Genomic DNA, 21,196 nt, shown 5'->3' on the forward strand with positions numbered 1-21,196 from the left:
GGCGCGGGCCGCCGGTCTCGGTCAGGATGGGAGCCATGGGATTCCATGTCGACTCCGAGACCGGGCGGCTGCGCCGCGTCATCCTCCACCGTCCCGATCTGGAGCTGAAGCGGCTCACGCCCAGCAACAAGGACGCACTGCTCTTCGACGACGTGCTGTGGGTGCGCCGGGCCCGCCAGGAGCACGACGGGTTCGCCGACGTACTGCGCGACCGGGGCGTGGAGGTGCACCTCTTCGGCGACCTGCTGACCGAGGCCCTGGAACTGCCGGACGCCCGACGTCTCGTACTGGACCGGGTCTTCGACGAGAAGGAGTACGGGCCGCTCGCCACCGACCACCTGCGCGCCACCTTCGACGAACTGCCCGCCGCCGAGCTGTGCGAGGCGCTGGTCGGCGGAATGACCAAGCGGGAGTACCTGGAGCGGCACCCGGAACCGACCTCGGTCCGCTTCCACGTCATGGACCTGGACGACTTCCTGCTCGGACCGCTGCCCAACCACCTCTTCACCCGGGACACCTCGGCGTGGATCTACGACGGGGTGTCCATCAACGCGATGCGCTGGCCGGCCAGACAGCGCGAGACCGTGCACTTCGAGGCGATCTACAAGCACCACCCGCTCTTCACGGGACCGGAGGCGGGCGGCTTCCACACCTGGTCGCAGGGGCAGAGCGACTACCCCTCGACCATCGAGGGCGGTGACGTCCTGGTCATCGGCAACGGTGCCGTGCTGATCGGAATGAGCGAGCGGACCACCCCGCAGGCCGTGGAAATGCTGGCCAGGGGCCTCTTCGCGGCCGGTTCCGCACAGACCATCGTGGCCCTCGACATGCCCAAGCGGCGGGCCTTCATGCACCTCGACACCGTGATGACGATGGTCGACGCCGACACCTTCACCCAGTACGCGGGCCTCGGCATGCTCCGCTCGTACACGATCGAACCCGGCGTCGGCGGCAACGAGCTCAAGGTCACCGACCACCCGCCCGAGCACATGCACCGGGCGATCGCCGCCGCGCTCGGCCTCGACTCCGTACGCGTACTGACCGCCACCCAGGATGTTCATGCGGCGGAGCGGGAGCAGTGGGACGACGGCTGCAACGTCCTCGCCGTCGAGCCGGGGGTGGTCGTGGCGTACGAGCGGAATGTGACGACAAACACCCACCTGCGCAAACAAGGCATCGAGGTGATCGAGATCAGGGGCAGCGAACTGGGCAGGGGCCGGGGCGGGCCGCGGTGCATGAGCTGCCCGATCGAACGCGAGGCCGTATAGTGATGCGCTCTCACGCATATAGTTCCACTGAGCGTGCAGTCACTCAGCCACTTGGTCACCTAGTCGCATCCGGAGCGTCCCCATGACGTCATACCTCGAAGGCCGTCACTCCCTGAAGGGCCGGCACTTCCTCAAGGAGAGCGACTTCTCCGCAGCGGAGTTCCGCGGCCTGGTCGAACTGGCCGCCGAGCTCAAGGCGGCGAAGAAGGCCGGTTCCGAGGTGCAGTGGCTGCGCGGCAGGAACATCGCGCTGATCTTCGAGAAGACGTCGACCCGTACCCGCTGCGCCTTCGAGGTCGCGGCGGCCGATCAGGGTGCTTCGACCACCTACCTCGATCCGGCCGGGTCGCAGATGGGGCACAAGGAGTCGCCGAAGGACACCGCGCGGGTGCTCGGCCGGATCTTCGACGGCATCGAGTACCGGGGCGACGCCCAGGCCACGGTCGAGGAGCTCGCCGCGCACGCCGGGGTCCCGGTCTTCAACGGGCTCACCGACGACTGGCACCCCACCCAGATGCTCGCCGACGTGCTCACCATGACCGAGCACAGCGACAGGCCCCTGGAGCGGATCGGCTTCGCCTACCTCGGCGACGCGCGCTTCAACATGGGCAACTCCTACCTGGTGACCGGCGCGCTGCTCGGGATGGACGTGCGGATCGTCGCCCCCCGGGCCTACTGGCCCGCCGGGGAGATCGTCGCCCAGGCGCGCGCACTCGCCGAGGAGAGCGGCGCCCGGATCACGCTCACCGAGGAGGTCGAGGAGGGGGTGCGCGGCGCCGACTTCGTCGCCACCGACGTGTGGGTGTCGATGGGCGAGCCCAAGGAGGTCTGGGCCGAGCGCATCGAGGCGCTCGGCCCGTACGCGGTGACCATGGACGTGCTGCGCGCCACCGGCAACCCGGACGTGAAGTTCCTGCACTGCCTGCCCGCCTTCCACGACCTCGGCACCAAGGTCGGCCGGGAGATCCATGAGCAGTACGGGCTGTCCTCGCTCGAAGTCACCGACGAGGTCTTCGAATCGGCGCACTCCGTCGTCTTCGACGAGGCCGAGAACCGGCTGCACACGATCAAGGCGGTGCTGGTCGCGACGATGGCCACCCCGGCGGCCACTGAATAGCAATGCACCCAGTTGGGTGAATATGCAGTGCGGTGGTTACCATTGCGGTGCTTGATGGGGTTCGGGCTCACACGCCCGGACCCCATCTGCTTGTTCACGCATGCACCAGAGATGAGAACCACCCCCCATGCAACGCATCAAGTCACCCGCCCTGCTCGTCGCCGAATCCGGCGCTGACCTGGAGGGTCATGGACTGAAGCGCACCATGGGGCTCTTCCAGCTGGTGTGCTTCGGCGTCGGTGCCATCGTCGGCACCGGCATCTTCGTCGGCCTGTCCGACAGCGTCGCCGAGGCCGGTCCCGCGGTCGTCGTGTCGTTCGTGCTCGCCGCGATCACCTGCATCTTCACCGCGTTCTCCTTCGCGGAGCTGGGCGGCGCGATCCCGGTCTCCGGCAGTTCGTACTCCTTCGCGTACGCCACCCTCGGCGAGCGCATCGCCTTCCTGGTGGGCTGGTGCCTGCTCCTGGAGTACGGCATCTCGGTCTCGGCCGTCGCCGTCGGCTGGGGGCAGTACCTCAACGAACTGCTCAACAGCCTGATCGGCTGGCAGCTGCCCGCCGCGCTCTCCAGCCCGCCGGGTGACGGCGGCATCGTCAACGTCCCGGCGGTCGTCGTGATGCTGCTGGCGGCGCTGCTCCTGGTGCGGGGCATCCGGGAGAGCGCCCGCGCCACCGCCGTGATGGCCGTCGTGAAGATCGCCGTGCTGATCCTGTTCTGCGCGATCGCCTTCACCGCGTTCAACTCCGACAACCTGTCGCCGTTCGCCTCGCACGGCCTGATGGGCGTCACGTCCGGTGCCTCGGTCGCGTTCTTCTCGTACATCGGCTTCGACGCGATCACCACGGCCGGCGAAGAGGTCAAGAACCCGCGCAAGAACATCCCCATCGCGATCATGATCTGCATCGGCGTGGTCACGCTGCTCTACTGCCTGGTCGCGATCGCCGCCATCGGCGCCATGTCCGCCGACGACGTAGCCTCCAAGCCCGCCGCGCTCTCCCTGATCGTCAACCAGGTCACGGACTCCTCGCTCGGCGGCGGCATCATCGCCTTCGGCGCGGTCGTCGCCATCGCGTCCGTGGTGCTCGCCGTGATGTACGGCCAGACCCGCATCCTGATGTCGATGTCCAGGGACGGCCTCATCCCGCGCGTCTTCGAGCGGATCTCGCCGAAGACCTCCACGCCGGTCGCCAACACCTGGATCGTCGCCGCCGTCTTCGCGGTCCCGGCGGCCGTCGTCCCGCTCGACGTCGTCATGAATCTGACGACCATCGGCACCCTCGCCGTCATGGCCGTCGTGAACGTCGCGGTGATCGCGCTGCGCCGCCGCGACCCGGACCTCCAGCGGTCCTTCCGGGTGCCGCTGTTCCCCGTGCTCCCGGCGCTGGGCGTGCTCTTCTGTCTGTACCTGATCTACGGAACGGGCTGGAGGACCTGGCTCCAGTTCGGCGTCTTCCTGGCCGTGGGCGCGGCGGTGTACGCGCTCTACGGGCGGCGGCACTCGCGGCTGGGCGGGGACCCGGCCGGGTCTGCCGAGGTCAGCGCGTCGCCGGGAGCGTGAACGGGCCGGTGCGTCGCCGGGAGCGCGAACGGGTCAGTGTGATGCCGGGAGCGTGAACGGGTCAGTGTGTTGCCGGGAGCGTGAACCAGACCGCCTTGCCCGAGTCCGTCCGCCGGTGCCCGCAGTCCGAGCTGAGCGTACGGATCAGCAGCAGCCCGCGGCCGTGCTCCTGCCAGGGGTCGGGGCACTGGTCGGCCGCCGAGGACTCCAGGTTGCCGGGCGGTCCGGGGTCGCCGTCGTGCACCTCGACCTGGCAGCCCGTCGGCAGCAGCTCCACCACCAGCTCGATGGGGGCGACGCCGCTGGTGTGCTCCACGGCGTTCGCGACGAGCTCCGCGGTCAGCAGCTCGGCCGTGTCGCTGTCCGCCGCCGGGGTGTCCAGATCCGCCAGTGCCGTACGGACCAGGGCGCGCGCCAGCGGTACCGCGGACGGCGAGTGCGGCAGTTCGATGCGCCAGGAGGTGGGGCCGGAGGCAGGGGGCAAGGTGGGGTCCGATCGGGGAGCAGAGGTCCTCTTCTCAACCGTACGAAGCGAATGGCTGTTCCCCCAGGGTCCCTCGCCCGGAGCGCAAGGGACCTGTGTCACCGAACGGCAGGACCTTGGACGTGTTGCGGACCCGGATATCGCGTACTCGTGACGGGAGTCACGGACCGGTGATAACTTCGAAGGACTGGCATCGGCATCGGGAGGCCGCGTCCCATGAGCCCGTTCCTCAGTTCCGCCCCGCGCACCGAGAAGTGGCACCACTTGCGGCTGACCCTGGACGACGGGGTGGCGACCGTCACTCTCGCCCGCCCGGAGAAGCTCAACGCGCTCACCTTCGGGGCCTACGCCGACCTGCGCGACCTCCTCGCCGAGCTGGCCAGGGAGCGCTCCGTGCGCGTCCTGGTGCTGGCCGGTGAGGGGCGCGGGTTCTGCTCGGGCGGGGACGTCGACGACATCATCGGCGCCACCCTCGGCATGGACACCGCACAGCTCCTCGACTTCAACCGGATGACCGGGCAGGTCGTACGGGCGCTGCGCGAGTGCCCGTTCCCGGTGATCGCGGCCCTGCACGGGGTGGCGGCGGGCGCGGGGGCCGTGCTCGCGCTCGCGGCCGACTTCCGGATCGCGGACCCGACGGCCCGGTTCGCGTTCCTCTTCACCCGGGTCGGGCTGTCCGGCGGCGACATGGGCGCGGCGTACCTGCTGCCGCGGGTCGTCGGGCTCGGCCATGCCACCCGGCTGCTGATGCTGGGCGAACCGGTGCGCGCCCCGGAGGCCGAACGGATCGGTCTGATCAGCGAGCTGACCGAGGAGGGCGAGGCCGGCACCCGGGCCGCAGCACTGGCCCGCCGGCTCGCCGAGGGCCCCGCGCTCGCGTACGCCCAGACCAAGGCGCTGCTGACCGCCGAACTCGACATGCCGCTGGCCGCCGCCGTCGAAATGGACGCCGCCACCCAGGCCCTGCTGATGAACGGCGAGGACTACGCGGAGTTCCACGCCGCCTTCACCGAGAAGCGGCCGCCGAAGTGGCAGGGACGGTAGCCGTGACCACCCCTTCCGACGTAACCACCCCGTCCGACGTGACCACCCCGTCCGGTTCGCCGCTGCGGATCGCCGTCGTCGGCGGCGGACCGGGCGGGCTGTACGCCGCGGCCCTGCTCAAGCGGCTCGACCCGGACCGCGAGGTCACCGTCTGGGAGCGCGGCGCCCCCGAGGACACCTTCGGCTTCGGCGTCGTCCTCTCCGACGAGACCCTCGGCGGCATCGAGCACGCCGACCCCGAGGTCTACCGTGCGCTGACCGCCGAGTTCGTCCGCTGGGACGACATCGACGTCGTGCACCGGGGCAGGCGCCTCACCTCGGGCGGGCACGGCTTCGCCGCCCTCGGCCGCCGCAGGCTCCTGGAGATCCTGCACGCCCGCTGCCACGCCCTCGGCGTCGACCTGCGCATCCGCACCGAGGCCCCGCCCGCCGCCGAACTCTCCGCCGCTCACGACCTGGTGATAGCCGCCGACGGAGTGCACAGCCTCACCCGGCAGGCCCACGCCGACGTCTTCGCACCCCGCATCACCTCCCACCGCTGCCGCTACATCTGGCTGGCCGCCGACTTCGCCTTCGACGCCTTCCGCTTCGAGATCGCCGAGACCGAACACGGCGTCATGCAACTCCACGGCTACCCCTTCTCCCAGGGCGCCTCCACCGTCATCGTCGAGATGCGCGAAGAGGTCTGGCGGGCCGCCGGACTCGACGCGTGCGACGAGGCCGAGTCCACCGAACGCTGCGCCAAGATCTTCACCGACGCACTCGGCGGCCGCCCCCTCCGGGGCAACAACTCCTCCTGGATCGCCTTCCGCACCGTCGTCAACGAGCGCTGGTCGCACGGCAACACCGTGCTGCTCGGCGACGCCGCCCACACCGCCCACTTCTCCATCGGCTCCGGCACCAAGCTCGCCGTCGAGGACGCCCTCGCACTGGCCGCCTGCATCGAGGAACAGCCCGACCTGCCGACCGCCCTCGCCGCGTACGAGACCGAACGCAGGCCCGTCGTCGAGTCCACCCAGCGCGCGGCCGCCGCCAGCCTGCGCTGGTTCGAGGACCTGGCCGGCTACCTCGACCAGCCGCCGCACCAGTTCGCCTTCAACCTCCTCACCCGCAGCCGCCGCGTCACCCACGACAACCTCCGGCTGCGCGACAGCGCCTTCACCGAATCCGTCGAGCGGGACTTCGGCTGCCCCTCCGGCACACCCCCGATGTTCACCCCCTTCCGGCTGCGCGGTCTCGAACTGCGCAACCGCGTCGTCGTCTCAGCCATGGACATGTACTCCGCCGAGGACGGCGTCCCCGGCGACTTCCATCTCGTGCACCTCGGCGCCCGCGCCCTGGGCGGTGCGGGGCTCGTCATGACCGAGATGGTGTGCGTCAGCCCCGAGGGCCGCATCACCCCCGGCTGCACCGGCCTCTACACCCCCGAACAGGCCGCCTCCTGGCAGCGGGTCACCGACTTCGTGCACCGGCAGGCCCCGGGCACCGCCGTCGGCGTCCAGCTCGGCCACTCCGGGCGCAAGGGCTCCACCAGGCTGATGTGGGAGGGCATCGACCAGCCGCTCGACGACGGCAACTGGCCCCTCACCGCCGCCTCCCCGCTGCCCTACCGCCCGGGCGTCAACCAGGTCCCGGCCGAACTCGACCGGGCCGGACTGACCGACATCCGCGAGCAGTTCGCCGCGGCCGCCTGGCGGGCCGCCCGCTGCGACTTCGACCTCCTCGAACTCCACTGCGCCCACGGCTACCTGCTCTCCGGCTTTCTCTCGCCCCTCACCAACCGACGGACCGATTCCTACGGCGGAACCCTCGCCCACCGCCTCCGCTTCCCCCTTGAGGTCTTCGACGCCGTCCGCGGCATCTGGCCCGACGACAAACCCATGACCGTCCGTATCTCCGCCACCGACTGGGCCGCCGGCGGCACCACCGGGGAGGAGGCCGTCGAGATCGCCCGCGCCTTCGTCGCACACGGCGCCGACGCCATCGACGTCTCCACCGGCCAGGTCGTCTCCGACGAGGCCCCCGAATTCGGCCGCTCCTACCAGACCCCGTACGCCGACCGGATCCGCAACTCCCTCGGCGTCCCCGTCATCGCCGTCGGCGCGATCTCCTCCTGGGACGACGTCAACTCCCTTCTCCTGGCCGGCCGCGCCGACCTCTGCGCCCTGGCCAGACCCCACCTCTACGACCCGCACTGGACCCTGCACGCCGCCGCCGAACAGGACTACTCCGGTACGGGCGCACCCTGGCCGCTGCCGTACCGCGCCGGCAGCCGCAGGCCCCCGACCGGCCGCACCGACGGCCCCAAACCCCGGCTCAGCCTGAGGAGTTCGTAGCGGCCCGCGGCGCCACGGGCCGCGTGCACTCGTGGCACCGGCACGGTTCCGGGTGCGGCGCACCCCGCCAGTGCCCCTCGCGGTGCTCCCGCGCCAGCGCCTCCAGCCGAACCGCCCACTCGCGTGCGGACTCCGGGTCGCCCGCCCCGAGCCCGTCAGGCCCGGGCCCGACCGGGCCGTGGGCGGCGTACCGGCGCAGGACCGCCGGGCTGTGCACCGAGGACGCCCGGAAGGTGTGCAGATGGCGCACCGGTATGTCGATGGTGAGATACGCCCCGGTGCGCCGGGAACGGCCGACCACCGTCACGTCCTCGTACCCCATTCCGGCGTACCCGCCGACGAGGTGCACCTTGGCGCCGCCCTTGAACGCCTTGGTGCCGGGCCGCAGTTCCTGCCCGCCCTCCCCGTATCGCCGAAAACGCACCACGTTCGCCACGACCAGCCACACCGGCGGGGATTCCTCCGCCGGATCGCCTGCCGGGTCCGCTGCCGGACCGCGTACCGGTCCTGTTGCCGGTTCCGTCTCTGTCTCCGTGTCGGTCATGGTGCGCAGATCACCGTCCTGTCCGTGACCGGCCGGTAGCCGATCCGCCGGTAGATGCCGTTGCTGGTCGGGTTGGCCAGGTCCGTGAAGAGCAGGACGTCCGGCGCGCCCGCGACGAGCGCCGCCTCGCTCATCGCCGCGGTCACCGCACCCCCGTACCCATGGCCCCGGTGCTCCGGAGGCGAGTACACCGGGGCCATCCGCACCGTGCCCTCGGCCGGGCGGCTCATCCCCGCCATGGACACCGGGACGCCGTCGTGCACCCAGAGCATCAGCCCGCCGTACGACAGCCGGTCGTCCACCGCGGCCTCCGCCCCCGCCGTCTGCACGCCGGTGTCCCGGCCGAAGGCCCGGTACCAGTCCAGCAGCAGGGTGCGGTCGGCGACCGCCGCCTGTCGGGCCCGGCCGGGAGGTGCGGGCGAGGGTGGTATCAACTCGCCCAGCCGGTAGAGGCGTTGGCGCATCAGGATCCGGTGCGCGGGCCACTCGGCGGCCAGCAGCCCGGCGGTGTCCGGGTCGGCGTTGACCATCGGCACGCCGTGCTTCTCGCAGGCGCGGGCGAGAGGAGCCACCGCATCGGCGGGAACCGGGCTCACCATCAAGGGGTGCGGCGGAGTCCACACCACCGCGCCCTCCACCACGTCGTCCGCCCCGCGCCACCATCCGAAGAGCGGTGCCGCCTCTCCGTACGCCTGCGCACCGCGTCTGCGGAGCGTCGAAGCGACGGTCAGCAGCAGGGTGTTCTCCACCGGGCGGGCGGCCACCAGCTCTCCGGCCACGCCCAGATACGTATCGAGGTCATCGCTGAATGTCCAGGTCATGCCTCATCATGCGCAGGCCGGCGCAGACCGTGCGTCCGGGTTTCCACAGGAGCGGCCTATGGTCGTACAAATGCGGCGCCCGCGTCCCGCAGGCGGCGGTGCAGCTCCGCGAAGACCTCCGCCGAGCGCACGCCGGGCCAGTCATCGGGCAGCAGTTCGGCGGGCAGCCCCGGGTCCGCGTACGGCAGCCGGCGCCAGGAGTCCAGCGCCGGCAGGTAGTCCCGGTACGCCTCCTCCGCTTCCGCACCGCCGGGCGCCGGCCGCGACTCCCACTCCCGCAGCACCGGCTCGTGCCGCTCCAGGAAGTCCTCGTGCTGCTTGGCCATCCCCGGCAGGTCCCACCAGCGTGCCACCGCGTCCGCCGTCGCCGCGAAACCGAGATGATCGCCCCTGAACAGATCGACGTACTCCACCAGTTGGAGCCGCTCCAGGGTGTGCCGGGTCTCCTCGTACAGCCCGCCGGGCGCGATCCACACCCCCGGCGCCGCCGTCCCGAAGCCGAGCCTGGCCAGCCGCGAGCGCAGCACGTGCCGCTTGGCGCGTTCGGCCTCCGGCACGGAGAACACCGCCAGCACCCACCCGTCCGTCAGGCGTGGCTGGGCACGGCCGTAGATGCGGCGGTCGCCGTCGTCCAGGAGCTGCCGGGCGTCGTCGGACAGCGCGTACCCGGCCGCACCGTCCGCCGTGCGCGCGGACACCAGCAGTCCGCGCCTCTTGAGGCGCGAGACCGCCGACCGTACGGACGGTGCGTCGACGCCGACGGCCGCGAGCAGCCGGATGAGCGCGGCAACGGGCATCGGCTGGTCGCCGGCACCGCGGCCGCGTCCGTAGGCGCCGTACAGCGTAATGATCAGAGAGCGGGGAGTGTGCAGGTCAGCCACTTGATCACTGTACGTTCCCGGCGCTGCGCAGGCGGAACCTCTGCAGCTTTCCGGTGGGCGTGCGCGGCAGCACCTCCAGGAAGACGATCTCGCGCGGGCACTTGTACGGCACCAGCTCCCCCTTCACGAAGTCCCGCAGCAGCGCCACCGTCTCCTCGCTGCGCGGCACCCCGTCCCGTACCACCACATAGGCGGTGACGACCTGTCCGCGCAGCTCGTCGGCCCTGCCGACCACCGCCGCCTCCCGTACGTCGGGATGGCGCAGCAGGGCTTCCTCGACCTCGGGGCCCGCGATGTTGTACCCGGCCGAGACGATCATGTCGTCCGCCCGCGCCACATAGTGGAAGTACCCCTCGGCGTCGCGCACATAGGTGTCGCCGGTCAGGTTCCAGCCGTCCCGCACGTACACCTGCTGCCGTTCGTCGGCCAGGTAGCGGCAGCCCACCGGCCCCCGGACGGCCAGCAACCCCGGCTCGCCGTCCGGCACTTCGGTGCCGTCCGCCGCCACCACGCACGCGTGCCAGCCGGGAACGGGCCGGCCCGTGGTCCCCGGGCGGATCTCGTCGTCCGCCGCCGAGATGAAGATGTGCAGCAGCTCGGTGGCGCCGATTCCGTTGATGATGCGCAGCCCGGTGCGCTCGTACCAGGCCTGCCAGGTCGAGGCCGGAAGGTTCTCGCCCGCCGACACGCAGCGGCGCAGAGCGCTCAGATCGTACGAGGCGGCCGCCGACGAGGCAGGGGGCGCCGTCAGCTCGTCCAGCATCAGCCGGTACGCCGTCGGCGCCGTGAACAGCACCGACACCCGGTGCTCGGCGAGCGCGGGCAGCAACTGCTTGGGCCCCGACTGTTCGAGCAGCAGCGCGGAGGCCCCCACCCGCAGCGGGAAGATCACCAGACCGCCGAGCCCGAAGGTGAAGCCGAGCGGCGGACTGCCGGTGAACACGTCGTCCGGCTCCGGCTTGAGCACGTGCCGGGAGAAGGTGTCGGCGATGGCCAGTACGTCCCGGTGGAAGTGCATGCAGCCCTTCGGCCGACCCGTCGTCCCCGACGTGAACGCGATCAGTGCGACGTCGTCCGACGCCGTGTCCACCGCGTCGTACCGCGTCGGCTTGATCGCCGCCCGCCGCACCAGGTCGTCCGGCGCGTCCCCGCCGAACGCCGTGATCCGGAGCCCCGGTACCTCGGCCTTCGCCAGGTCGTCCACCGTCCGTACGTCGCACAGTGCGTGGCTCACCTGCGCGATCTCGCAGATCGTGGCCAGCTCCGACGCCCGCTGCTGTGCCAGCACGGTCACCACCACCGCACCGGCCTTCAGTACCGCGAGCCAGCAGGCGACCATCCAGGGCGTGGTCGGGCCGCGCAACAGGACGCGGTTGCCGGGGACGACACCCAGGTCATGTGTCAGGACGAACGCGATCTGGTCGGTGTGCTCCCGCAGCTCGCCGTACGACCAGACCCGGCCGGACGGGACGCGCAGTGCGGGACGGTCCGCGCGGAACTCCTCAAGAGGGCGGTCCACCAGTTCCGCGCCACAGTTGAGGCGGGCGGGGTACTGGAGCTCCGGCAGTTCGAAGAGGAGCTCGGGCCACTGTTCGGGGGGCGGCAGGCGGTCGCGCGAAAAGGTGTCGGCGTGGGCCGAGGGGTGCAGTTCCATGGCCATGACGGGTTGGCCCCCTTGCAGCGAGCAGTCCGGGATACGACTGGCGATCTGACGGGTGGGTGATCCTGCAGTGCGATGGTGCCGCACTGTGGTGCCGTGCGCGCGCTGTGTCGCGGTGCTGTGTCGTGGTGCGGTGCGCAAGTGCGGCCGTCTGCAGTACTGGTGCTCCCGAGCGTATCGTGATGGTGACGACAGTCAACGGTCCGCGATAACACGCGGGGTGAGCGAGCTGAGAGGGGCCGCAGATGCCCGGATTCGCGCTGGAGCCGGCACAGCTGACGTGGTGCGAGGAGTTGCGCACGCTCGCGGAGGAGAGGTTGCGCCCCCTCGCAGAGAAGGGCGGGAGCGGAGAGCTCAACCGCCCGCTCGTCGCCGCCCTGGGAGAGCTCGGCCTGCTGGAGCGGCTGTTCACCTCCGGGGCGCTGGATCTGTGTCTGATGCGGGAATCGCTCGCCCGCGGCTGTACGGAGGCCGAGACCGCCCTCGCGCTCCAGGGGCTCGGCGCGGCCCCGGTGGCCCGCGCGGGCACCGATGAGCAGCGTGCCCGCTGGATGCCCGGTGTGCGGGCTGGGCGGGTCGTCGCGGGGTTCGCGCTGAGTGAGCCGGGGGCGGGCTCGGACGCGGCGGCACTCGCGCTCGCGGCCGAGCCCGAGCCGGGCGGGGACGCGGGTTCGGGAGCGGGCGGGGGAACGGGTTCCGGAGCGGGCGGCTGGCGCCTCAGCGGTGAGAAGTGCTGGATCTCCAACGCCCCGTACGCCGACTTCTACACCGTCTTCGCCCGTACGACACCGGGCGCCGGCGCACGCGGCATCACCGCGTTCCTCGTGCCCGCCGACCGGCCGGGGCTGACCGGGACCGCGCTCGACATGCTGTCCCCGCATCCCATCGGGACGCTGGCCTTCGACGGTGTGCGGGTCACTGCGGCCGATGTCGTCGGCGCGCCGGACAAGGGGTTCCGGGTCGCCATGGACACCCTGAACCTTTTCCGGCCGAGCGTGGGCGCCTTCGCGGTCGGCATGGCGCAGGCCGCGCTCGACGCGACGCTCGCGCACACCGCCGGGCGGACGGCCTTCGGCGGACCGCTGAAGGACCTCCAGTCCGTGTCCCACCGGGTCGCCGAGATGGCCACCCGCACCGAGGCGGCCCGGTTGCTCGTGTACGCGGCGGCGGCCGCGTACGACAGGAACGAACCGGGCGTCCCGAAGAGTTCCGCCATGGCGAAGCTCTTCGCCACCGAGGCCGCCCAGTTCGTCGTGGACTCGGCGGTCCAGCTGCACGGCGCCCGCGCACTCCAGCGCGGCCACCTCCTCGAACACCTCTACCGGGAGGTCCGCGCCACGCGCATCTATGAGGGCGCGACCGAGGTCCAGCGCACGATCATCGCCAAGGAGCTGTACGCATGAGCCTTCAGCGGGACAACCCTCCCCAGGACGACAGCACCCCTCAGCGGGACAGCCCCCTCCAGCGGCACAATCCCGCCTCGCTGTCCCCGCCCACCGGCTTCTCGCACGCCGTCAGCGTCGCGGCCACCGGCTCCCGGCTGGTCTTCCTGGCCGGACAGACCGCGCTCGACGGGGCGGGCAAGGTGGTCGGGCAGACGCTGGTCGAGCAGTTCGAGACGGCGCTCACCAATCTGCTGGCCGCGCTCGCCGACGCCGGAGGCGGCCCCGGCGACCTCGCCAGGGTCACCGTGTATGCCACGGACGTCGCCGACTACCGCGAGAACGCCCCGGAACTGGGGCGGATCTGGCGGCGGTTGGCGGGCCGCGAGTACCCGGCGATGGCGGTGATCGGCGCGGTCCGGCTGTGGGACGAACAGGCACTGGTGGAGCTGGACGGAATCGCTGTGCTCTGAGGGACAGTTGGGGCGGGAGCGTCTCAGGATCCCTTGGCAGCAATGGTGTTGTGTGACATATTACTGGCGTGTTCACGAGACGCCCTCTTGATGTTGTCATCGTCGGGGCCGGAGTGGTCGGCGCGGCCTGCGCCTTCTATGCCGCCCGGGCCGGACTCTCCGTCGCCGTTGTCGACCGCGGCCCTGTCGCGGGCGGCACGACCGGTGCCGGAGAGGGCAACCTGCTCGTCTCCGACAAGGAGCCGGGACCCGAGCTGGACCTCGCGCTGCTGTCCACAAGACTGTGGCGCGAGCTTTCCGAGGAGTTTCCCGAGGAGATCGAGTACGAGGCGAAGGGCGGCCTCGTGGTCGCCTCGGGGGAGACGGGCTTCGCCGCGCTCCGGACCTTCGCCGCCGCGCAGGCGGAGGCGGGCGTGCACTGTGCGGAAGTGCCCGGTCACGGCCTCGCCGACTTCGAGCCGCACCTGGCCCCCGGACTGGCGGGCGGTGTCCGCTACGCGCAGGACGCACAGGTCCAGCCCGCCCTCGCGGCGGCCCACCTCTTGAGGGCGTCGGGGGCGGAACTGCGGCTCGGCGAGGAGGTCACCGGCGTGCTGCTGGCCGCGGACGGCTCGGTACGGGGCGTACGCACGCCCCGCGGAGAGATCCGCGCGCCCGCCGTGGTCAACGCCGCCGGCACCTGGGGCGGCCGGCTCGCGGCACTGGCCGGGGCCGAGCTGCCGGTGCTGCCCCGGCGCGGATTCGTCCTCGTCACGGAGCCGTTGCCGCGCGTCGTACGGCACAAGGTGTACGCGGCGGACTACGTGTCCGACGTGGCGAGCGGGTCGGCGGCGCTCCAGACGTCCGCCGTGGTGGAGGGGACGGCCGCCGGGCCGGTGCTGATCGGGGCGAGCCGGGAACGGGTGGGGTTCGACCGGTCGCTGTCGGTGGAGGTGCTGAGGCGGCTGGCGCTGCAGGCGGGGGAGCTGTTTCCGGTGCTGAAGGAGGTGCGGGTGATGCGGGCCTACCACGGGTTCCGGCCGTATCTGCCGGACCACCTTCCGGCGATCGGGCCGGATCCCCGGGTGCCGGGGCTGGTGCACGCGTGCGGGCACGAGGGCGCGGGGGTCGGACTGGCGCCGGGCACGGGGGTGTTGGTGGTGGCTGGGCTGCTGGGTCTGCTGGGGGCCGCTGCCGGGGACGGGGACGGGGATGGGGATGCCGGGCGGACGGGGGAGCGGGGAGCCACGCCCGGCCACGCACCCGGCCCGGGGACGCGGCAGTGGTCGGTCGAGGGGAACGCGTTCCGCCCGGAGAGGTTCGGGGCCGAGGCGGGAGCGGGCCGAGTGGCGGGCTCGGGGTGAGTGGTGCGCCCAGGGTGAGCGGTGGGCCCGGCGACTCCGGGACGAGCGGGGTGAGCGGGGTGAGCGGGGTCGGGCGGGCGCGGGACTGCCCGCGGCGCTGCTCCCCGCCCCGCCCTTCCACCGTTCCCCGGGCGCTGCCCGGACCCGTAGCGGGGGCTCCGCCCCCGGACCCCCGTTCCTCGGACGCCTGAGGGGCCGGAGATGCCGCCCCAAGGAAGGAGACCGCTCATGCCCAGTCCTCGTACCCCTCGTACCCCTCGTACCCCTCGTGTCCCCCGCACCCCCTTCTCCCTCGCCCGAGCCACCCCCGAACCGCCCTTCGAGATCAGCTTCGACGGGCGGCCGGTGGCGGCGCTGCCGGGGCAGAGCGTTGCCGCGGCCCTCTGGGCCGCCGGGATCCTCTCCTGGCGGACCACCCGCCGCGAGGAGCGGCCCCGTGGGGCGTTCTGCGGGATCGGGTCCTGCTTCGACTGCCTCGCGACCGTCAACTCCGTCGCGAACCAGCGTGCTTGCCTCGTGCCCGCCCGGCCGGGCGACATCGTCACCACCCAGGAGGGACACGGCCGTGCAGACCTCGCCGTCTGAGAAGCCCGAGAAGTCCGAGAAGTTCGACAAGCCCGAGAGGTTCGACAAGCCCGAGAGCTCGGAGCTCTACGACCTCGCCGTGGTCGGCGCCGGCCCCGCCGGGCTCGCCGCCGCCGTCACGGCCGCCGGGCTCGGGCTGCGGGTGGTTCTGGTGGACTCCGCCGCCAGAGCCGGTGGGCAGTTCTACCGGCATCCCGCCCCCGGGCTGAGGGCCCGGCGGCCCGAAGCGCTGCACCACTCCTGGTCCGCGTACGCCCGCCGGGCCGCCGAACTGGCCACCCACCTCGCGGCGGGCCGGGTGCGGCACCTCGCCGAGCACCAGGTGTGGGCCGTCACGGGCGAGGAGGGCGCATGGGCCGTGCAGGTGGTCCGCGGGCCCGACGGGGCCGGTGGGCGGGACACCGTGCACGCCGCGCGGCTGCTGCTCGCGACCGGCTCGTACGAGCGCCAACTGCCCTTTCCAGGCTGGACGTTGCCCGGTGTGGTGGGTGCCGGGGGAGCGCAGGCCATGCTGAAGGCCGGACTCGTGCTGCCCGGTCGGCGCATCGTCGTCGCCGGGAGCGGCCCGCTGCTCCTCGCCGTCGCCGGTTCGCTCGCCGCCGCCGGTGCCACCGTGCCGGTCGTCGTCGAGGCGAGCGGTTACGCCGGTTACGCCCGCCGCCCCGGCGCGCTGGCGGCCAACCCCGGCAAGCTCGCCGAAGGCGCCGTACATGCGGCAGCCCTCCTCCGGCACGGCGTCCGGGTGCGAACCCGCAGCGCGGTGACGGAAGTTCACGGCACCGACCGCGTGGAGGCCGTCACCGTGGCGCGGCTCGACCGCGACTGGAAGCCCGTACCCGGTACCGGGACACGCATCCCCTGCGATGCCCTCGCTGTCGGACACGGCCTGGTCCCGCAGGTGGAGCTGGCGACCGGCATCGGCTGTGCCACCCGCCGCACCCCGGACGGCACACACGCCCTGGCTGTCGACGACCGACAGCGCACCACCGTCCCGGGCGTCTGGTCCGCGGGGGAGACCGGAGGCGTGGGCGGTGCCGAACTCGCCCTCGTCGAGGGTGAGTTGTCGGCACTCGACATGGTCGGACGCCGTGACGGGAAACGCGCCGCCCGCCGCGACCGCCTGCGCCGGTTCGCCGACGCCATGGCCGCGGCACACGCCCCGGGCCCCGGCTGGGCGGACTGGCTGCACTCCGACACCGACGTCTGCCGGTGCGAGGAAGTCACCGCAGGGCAGGTCCGCGAGGCCGTCAGCGACCTCGGTGCCCGCGACGTCCGCACGGTCAAGCTCCTTACGCGGGCAGGGATGGGCTGGTGCCAGGGCCGGATGTGCGGCCCCGCCGTCGCCCGGCTGGCCGGTGGCCCGGACGGCCCGGCAGGCGAATCGGCCGACCGTCGCCCCCTCGCCTGCCCGCTCACCCTCGGTGAACTCGCCCGCGAATAGCCCGAGTCGGGCACCGGGCCCTCTTGCCGGGCCCGCACGCCTTTCAATAAAATGTCACACACCACTATAGGGAGCTCTCATATGAACGCGATGGACAGCACCACGGGCAACCACGCGAGCGGCGCCGCCACGTCCTCCGCCCGGCTCCGCCCCTGGCACGGCATCATGGTCGCCACCACCCTCCCCTTCCACGACGACCTCACCGTCGACCACGACACCTACGCGGCCCAGGTGGCCCGTCTCCTCGAAGCGGGCTGCGACGGCGTGGTGCCCAACGGGTCGCTCGGCGAGTACCAGACCCTCACCGACGACGAGCGCGCCCGCGTCGTCCGTACCGCCGTCGAGGTCGCGGGCGGTGACCGCGTCATGCCGGGCGTCGCCGCCTACGGCAGCGCCGAGTCCCGCCGCTGGGCCGACCAGGCCGCCGAGGCGGGGGCCGGTTCCGTGCTGCTCCTGCCGCCCAACGCCTTCCGGGCCGAGCCGAATTCGGTACGTGCGCACTACGCCGAGGTCGCCCGCGCGGGCGTGCCCGTCGTCGCGTACAACAACCCCTTCGACACCAAGGTCGATCTGACCCCGGAGCTGCTCGCCGCACTGCACTCCGACGGAAGCATCGTCGCCGTCAAGGAGTTCAGCGGCGATGTCCGCCGGGCGTACGAGATCGCCGAACTCGCCCCGGACCTCGACCTGTTGATCGGCGCGGACGACGTGCTCCTCGAACTCGCCCTCGCCGGAGCCGTCGGCTGGATCGCCGGATACCCGAACGCGCTGCCCGTCTCCTCCGTCGCCCTCTACCGGGCCGCCGTCGCCGGGGACCTCGACGCCGCCCTGCCGCTCTACCGGGCCCTGCACCCGCTCCTGCGCTGGGACTCCAAGACCGAGTTCGTCCAGGCCATCAAGCTCTCCATGGACCTCGCGGGACAGCACGGCGGCCCCACCCGCCCGCCGCGCTTCCCGCTTCCCGACGGGCAGGCGGCAGCCCTCCGCGCCCTCACCGAGAAGCTCATCGCCGACGGCCACCGCTGATTCCGGTACGGCCGAACACCCTTATCCGGAGGCCCAGTTGCGCACCCGTCACGTCTTCCACGCCGTCGACTCCCACACCGAGGGCATGCCCACCCGCGTCATCACCGGCGGCTTCGGCACCATCCCCGGCGCCACCATGGCCGAACGCCGCCTGAACTTCGCCGAGCACCGCGACCACCTCCGCACCCTGCTGATGTACGAGCCGCGCGGCCACGCCTCGATGAGCGGTGCGATACTCCAGCCGCCGACCCGCCCCGACGCCGACTACGGCGTCCTGTTCATCGAGGTCTCCGGCTACCTCCCCATGTGCGGCCACGGCACCATCGGCGTCGCCACCGTCCTCGTCGAGACCGGCATGGTCGAGGTCCAGGAACCTGTCACCACGATCCGGCTCGACACCCCGGCGGGACTCGTCTCCGTCGACGTACAGGTGAAGGACGGAGCGGCCACCGCCGTCACCTTCACCAACGTCCCCGCCTTCAGCGTCGCCCTCGACCGAAAGATCGACGTACCCGAACTCGGTACGCTCACCTACGACTTGGCGTACGGAGGCAACTTCTACGCCTTCGTCCCGCTGGACTCCGTGGGCCCCGACGGCATCCCCTTCGACCGCGCCCGCAAGGACGACATCCTCGCGGCCGGGCTCGCCCTGATGGACGCCGTCAACTCCGACCCCGCGCACCGCCCCGTGCACCCCGAGGACGACCGGATCGGCGGCCTCAAGCACGTCTACTTCGCCGCCCCAGGATCCGACGCCGTCCGCTCCCGGCACGCGATGGCCATCCACCCCGGCTGGTTCGACCGCTCGCCGTGCGGCACCGGCACCTCCGCCCGGATGGCCCAGCTGCACGCCAGGGGCGAACTCCCGATCGGCCGCGACTTCGTCAACGAGTCCTTCATCGGCACCGAGTTCACCGGCCGACTCGTCGACACCACAACTGTCGGCGGAATCAAGGCAGTTGTGCCCACCGTGACCGGACGCGCCTGGATCACCGGCACCGCCCAGTACTTCCTCGACCCCACCGACCCCTTCCCCGGAGGATTCCTCCTGTGACCGGCACACCGACGGGCCCCCAGCTCGCCACCCGCGTCGTCTCCCGCAACCCGTCGGACCCGGGAGACGTCGTCGCCGACGTGGCAAGCACCGGCATCTGGCGCACGGTCGAGGCCGCCGACCGCGCCCGGGACGCGCACCGCGCCTGGTACGCGGGCGGGGCAGCCGCCCGCTCCGCGGCGCTCACCTCCGCCGCCCACGCCGTCGAGCAGGCGGCCGCCGAGCTGGCGGACCTGGCCGTACGAGAGGTGGGCAAGCCGCTCTCCGAGGCGCGCGCCGAAGTGGCACGCACCGTCGCGATCCTCCGCTACTACTCCCAACTGCCGTACGACGCCACGGGATCCGTCCACGAACCGGCGGGCGGCACGGGGTTCCTCCTGACCCGCCGACGGCCACGCGGCGTCGCCGGGCTGATCACGCCCTGGAACTTCCCGTACGCCATCCCCGTCTGGAAGGCGGCGCCGGCACTCGCCGCCGGGAACTCCGTCGTCCTGAAGCCCGCCCCGGAGGCCACCGCCTGCGCCCTGCGCCTTGCCGAGCTGCTCCAACAGACGCTTCCCGACGGGGTGTTCACCGTCATTCCCGGCGGTGCGCCCGAGGGCAACGCCCTGGTCTCCGCCGTGGACGCCGTCTCCTTCACCGGGTCGACCGTCACCGGCAGCGCCGTCGTGCGCACCGCCACCGCGCGCGGCATCCCCGTACAGGCCGAGATGGGCGGTCTCAACGCGGCCCTCGTCCTGCCCGACGCGGACCCGGCGCGCGCCGCCGCCGACATCGCCGCCGCGATCGCCGGATACGCGGGCCAGAAGTGCACCGCCACCAGCCGCGTCGTCGCCGTCGGCCCGGCACTCGGCCCGCTGCGCGACGCGCTCGCCGACGCCCTGCGTGCGATCCCCGCCGCCGATCCGGCCCAACCCGCCACCGTGTGCGGCCCGTTGATCTCGGAACAGGCGCGCCGGAAGGTGCTGGACGCGGCCTGCGACGTACCCCTGCTGGCAGGCGGAAAGCCCGCCGAAGGACCCGGCTGGTACACGGCGCCGACACTCGCCGAGCAGGTGCCGTCCGGCCATCAGCTGCTGCGCGAAGAGGTCTTCGGGCCGATCGCGGTCCTCCTGCACGCCGCAGACCTCGACCAGGCGGTCCGGATGACCAACGCGGTCCCGTACGGCCTCGTCACCTCCGTCCACACCGGGGACCTCGACGCCGCACTGCACGGCCTCGACGGCCTCGACACCGGCATGGTCCGCCTCAACGCCCCGTCCACGGGTGTCGACTTCCACCTGCCCTTCGGCGGTACGAAGTCCTCCAGCCACGGCCCGCGCGAACAGGGCCGCAGCGCGCTGGACTTCTACACTTCCTCCCGCACCTACTCGCTGCACCGGGCCACGATGAGCGCAACGTGACATTGTACGCTGGCAGTCCGCAGCAACCCGGAGGGCCGCCATGGGCGAACTGAAGCAGCAGCGCCACCTGATCACCGCCCAGGAACGACTCCGCGACCAGGTCGCCAACGCCCTGCGCGCGGCCCTCATCGCGGGCGAGCTCCGCCCAGGGTCCGTCTACTCCGCGCCGGGTCTCGCCGCGGACTTCGGCGTCTCCGCCACGCCCGTGCGCGAGGCGATGCTCGACCTGGCCCGCGAGGGGCTTGTCGAACCCGTACGGAACAAGGGCTTCCGGATCACCGAGGTGAGCGAGCGCGACCTCGATCAGTACAGCGAGATCCGTGCGCTCATCGAGGTGCCGGTGATCGGGCAGGTCACCAGGACCGCCACCCACGAGCAACTGGAGGCGCTGCGTCCGGTCGCCGAGGAGATCGTCGCGGCGGCCCGTGAGCACGACCTGATCGGCTACCTGGAGGCCGACCGCCGCTTCCATCTGACGCTGCTCGGGCTCGCGGGCAATGAGCGGCTCGTCGAGACGGTCGGTGACCTGCGCAAACGCTCCCGTCTTTACGGGCTGACCCGGCTCGACGAGCGCAATGAACTGCTGCCGTCGGCCGAGGAGCACATCGAGCTCCTCGATCTGATGCTGACCGGGGACGCGGCGGCGGCCGAGGCCTGCATGGCCCGCCATCTCGGGCACGTGCGGTCGCTGTGGGCGCAGTCCCGCGCCGAACCGGTGCCGAGCACGCTTCCGGCCGCCCGGAAGCTGGGCGTCCGCTAGCGGCGGGCGGGGGCGC

At 72.1% G+C, this 21,196-nt stretch carries 19 protein-coding genes; 14 read left to right on the plus strand and 5 right to left on the minus strand.

Features of this window, described 5'->3' with window-relative positions; genetic code table 11:
* Positions 1-35: 35 nt before the first annotated feature.
* The 3 genes from ACH4SP_RS05680 to ACH4SP_RS05690 all read left to right on the plus strand — a co-directional run bounded on the left by ACH4SP_RS05680 (position 36) and on the right by ACH4SP_RS05690 (position 3,943).
* Positions 36-1,268 carry an arginine deiminase gene (locus ACH4SP_RS05680; RefSeq protein ID WP_398409685.1) on the plus strand — a complete coding sequence of 411 codons (1,233 nt, stop codon included), beginning with the start codon at positions 36-38 and terminating at the stop codon, positions 1,266-1,268.
* An 82-nt stretch (positions 1,269-1,350) separates the two neighbouring features.
* Entirely contained in the window at positions 1,351-2,385 is a 1,035-nt protein-coding gene (argF, locus tag ACH4SP_RS05685) for an ornithine carbamoyltransferase (protein ID WP_398409687.1), read from the plus strand.
* A gap of 127 nt (positions 2,386-2,512) precedes the next feature.
* Positions 2,513-3,943 (plus strand): amino acid permease, encoded by a 1,431-nt coding sequence (locus ACH4SP_RS05690; protein WP_398409689.1) that lies wholly within the window; start codon positions 2,513-2,515, stop codon positions 3,941-3,943.
* Positions 3,944-4,004: 61 nt separating this feature from the next.
* On the opposite strand, the gene ACH4SP_RS05695 is transcribed toward ACH4SP_RS05690, so the two are convergent.
* A complete protein-coding gene (locus tag ACH4SP_RS05695; protein WP_398409690.1) occupies positions 4,005-4,427 on the minus strand; it encodes an ATP-binding protein in 423 nt (140 codons plus the stop codon).
* 216 nt (positions 4,428-4,643) lie between these two features.
* On the opposite strand from ACH4SP_RS05695, the gene ACH4SP_RS05700 reads away from it, so the two are divergent.
* Positions 4,644-5,471, plus strand: a complete 828-nt coding sequence (locus ACH4SP_RS05700; RefSeq protein ID WP_398409692.1) for an enoyl-CoA hydratase family protein — start codon at positions 4,644-4,646, stop codon at positions 5,469-5,471.
* Between the two features lie 38 nt (positions 5,472-5,509).
* Entirely contained in the window at positions 5,510-7,807 is a 2,298-nt protein-coding gene (locus ACH4SP_RS05705) for a bifunctional salicylyl-CoA 5-hydroxylase/oxidoreductase (protein ID WP_398411730.1), read from the plus strand.
* Here ACH4SP_RS05705 and ACH4SP_RS05710 read toward each other — a convergent pair.
* From ACH4SP_RS05710 to ACH4SP_RS05725, 4 genes are read right to left on the minus strand one after another with little or no spacing between them, the layout of a single operon-like run.
* Positions 7,788-8,351, minus strand: coding sequence for a hypothetical protein (locus ACH4SP_RS05710; RefSeq protein WP_398409694.1), 564 nt, complete (start codon positions 8,349-8,351; stop codon positions 7,788-7,790). The two genes, ACH4SP_RS05705 and ACH4SP_RS05710, sit on opposite strands and share 20 nt — an antisense overlap.
* Positions 8,348-9,172, minus strand: a complete 825-nt coding sequence (locus tag ACH4SP_RS05715) for a GNAT family N-acetyltransferase (protein WP_398409695.1) — start codon at positions 9,170-9,172, stop codon at positions 8,348-8,350. The genes ACH4SP_RS05710 and ACH4SP_RS05715 overlap by 4 nt, the downstream gene beginning before the upstream one ends.
* A 56-nt stretch (positions 9,173-9,228) precedes the next feature.
* Positions 9,229-10,053, minus strand: a complete 825-nt coding sequence (locus tag ACH4SP_RS05720) for a PaaX family transcriptional regulator C-terminal domain-containing protein (protein WP_398409697.1) — start codon at positions 10,051-10,053, stop codon at positions 9,229-9,231.
* Positions 10,054-10,057: 4 nt separating this feature from the next.
* Positions 10,058-11,707, minus strand: coding sequence for an AMP-binding protein (locus ACH4SP_RS05725; RefSeq protein WP_398411732.1), 1,650 nt, complete (start codon positions 11,705-11,707; stop codon positions 10,058-10,060).
* A 251-nt stretch (positions 11,708-11,958) separates the two neighbouring features.
* Here ACH4SP_RS05725 and ACH4SP_RS05730 point away from each other — a divergent pair, with 251 nt between their 5' ends.
* The 9 genes from ACH4SP_RS05730 (at position 11,959) to ACH4SP_RS05770 (ending at position 21,180) form a co-directional block, all read left to right on the plus strand.
* A complete protein-coding gene (locus tag ACH4SP_RS05730) occupies positions 11,959-13,116 on the plus strand; it encodes an acyl-CoA dehydrogenase family protein (RefSeq protein ID WP_398409699.1) in 1,158 nt (385 codons plus the stop codon).
* Entirely contained in the window at positions 13,113-13,568 is a 456-nt protein-coding gene (locus tag ACH4SP_RS05735; protein ID WP_398409701.1) for a RidA family protein, read from the plus strand. The genes ACH4SP_RS05730 and ACH4SP_RS05735 overlap by 4 nt, the downstream gene beginning before the upstream one ends.
* A 68-nt stretch (positions 13,569-13,636) precedes the next feature.
* Positions 13,637-14,911 (plus strand): NAD(P)/FAD-dependent oxidoreductase, encoded by a 1,275-nt coding sequence (locus ACH4SP_RS05740; protein ID WP_398409703.1) that lies wholly within the window; start codon positions 13,637-13,639, stop codon positions 14,909-14,911.
* A 228-nt stretch (positions 14,912-15,139) separates the two neighbouring features.
* The gene (locus ACH4SP_RS05745; protein WP_398409705.1) at positions 15,140-15,496 is read left to right on the plus strand and encodes a (2Fe-2S)-binding protein; all 357 of its coding nucleotides are present in this window, start codon (positions 15,140-15,142) and stop codon (positions 15,494-15,496) included.
* 79 nt (positions 15,497-15,575) lie between these two features.
* Entirely contained in the window at positions 15,576-16,937 is a 1,362-nt protein-coding gene (locus tag ACH4SP_RS05750; RefSeq protein WP_398411734.1) for an NAD(P)/FAD-dependent oxidoreductase, read from the plus strand.
* Positions 16,938-17,027: 90 nt separating this feature from the next.
* On the plus strand, positions 17,028-17,963 hold the full coding sequence (locus ACH4SP_RS05755; RefSeq protein WP_398411736.1) for a dihydrodipicolinate synthase family protein: 936 nt from the start codon (positions 17,028-17,030) through the stop codon (positions 17,961-17,963).
* Between the two features lie 37 nt (positions 17,964-18,000).
* Positions 18,001-19,017 carry a proline racemase family protein gene (locus ACH4SP_RS05760; RefSeq protein ID WP_398409707.1) on the plus strand — a complete coding sequence of 339 codons (1,017 nt, stop codon included), beginning with the start codon at positions 18,001-18,003 and terminating at the stop codon, positions 19,015-19,017.
* Entirely contained in the window at positions 19,014-20,420 is a 1,407-nt protein-coding gene (locus tag ACH4SP_RS05765; protein WP_398409709.1) for an aldehyde dehydrogenase family protein, read from the plus strand. Before ACH4SP_RS05760 ends, ACH4SP_RS05765 begins: the two co-directional genes overlap by 4 nt.
* A 40-nt stretch (positions 20,421-20,460) precedes the next feature.
* On the plus strand, positions 20,461-21,180 hold the full coding sequence (locus tag ACH4SP_RS05770; protein WP_398409711.1) for a GntR family transcriptional regulator: 720 nt from the start codon (positions 20,461-20,463) through the stop codon (positions 21,178-21,180).
* The last annotated feature ends 16 nt before the right edge of the window (positions 21,181-21,196 follow it).

It is taken from the genome of Streptomyces sp. NPDC021093, from assembly GCF_044333135.1.
Lineage (GTDB): Bacteria > Actinomycetota > Actinomycetes > Streptomycetales > Streptomycetaceae > Streptomyces.

Excerpts from the sequence above, each read along its gene's own strand:
- ACH4SP_RS05745 (WP_398409705.1), top strand. The coding sequence starts at position 15,140 with ATGCCCAGTCCTCGTACCCCTCGTACCCCTCGTACCCCTCGTGTCCCC.
- argF (WP_398409687.1), top strand. The coding sequence starts at position 1,351 with ATGACGTCATACCTCGAAGGCCGTCACTCCCTGAAGGGCCGGCACTTC.
- ACH4SP_RS05715 (WP_398409695.1), bottom strand. The coding sequence starts at position 9,172 with ATGACCTGGACATTCAGCGATGACCTCGATACGTATCTGGGCGTGGCC.
- ACH4SP_RS05680 (WP_398409685.1), top strand. The coding sequence starts at position 36 with ATGGGATTCCATGTCGACTCCGAGACCGGGCGGCTGCGCCGCGTCATC.
- ACH4SP_RS05770 (WP_398409711.1), top strand. The coding sequence starts at position 20,461 with ATGGGCGAACTGAAGCAGCAGCGCCACCTGATCACCGCCCAGGAACGA.
- ACH4SP_RS05700 (WP_398409692.1), top strand. The coding sequence starts at position 4,644 with ATGAGCCCGTTCCTCAGTTCCGCCCCGCGCACCGAGAAGTGGCACCAC.
- ACH4SP_RS05735 (WP_398409701.1), top strand. The coding sequence starts at position 13,113 with ATGAGCCTTCAGCGGGACAACCCTCCCCAGGACGACAGCACCCCTCAG.
- ACH4SP_RS05730 (WP_398409699.1), top strand. The coding sequence starts at position 11,959 with ATGCCCGGATTCGCGCTGGAGCCGGCACAGCTGACGTGGTGCGAGGAG.
- ACH4SP_RS05690 (WP_398409689.1), top strand. The coding sequence starts at position 2,513 with ATGCAACGCATCAAGTCACCCGCCCTGCTCGTCGCCGAATCCGGCGCT.
- ACH4SP_RS05725 (WP_398411732.1), bottom strand. The coding sequence starts at position 11,707 with ATGGAACTGCACCCCTCGGCCCACGCCGACACCTTTTCGCGCGACCGC.
- ACH4SP_RS05710 (WP_398409694.1), bottom strand. The coding sequence starts at position 8,351 with ATGACCGACACGGAGACAGAGACGGAACCGGCAACAGGACCGGTACGC.
- ACH4SP_RS05755 (WP_398411736.1), top strand. The coding sequence starts at position 17,028 with ATGGACAGCACCACGGGCAACCACGCGAGCGGCGCCGCCACGTCCTCC.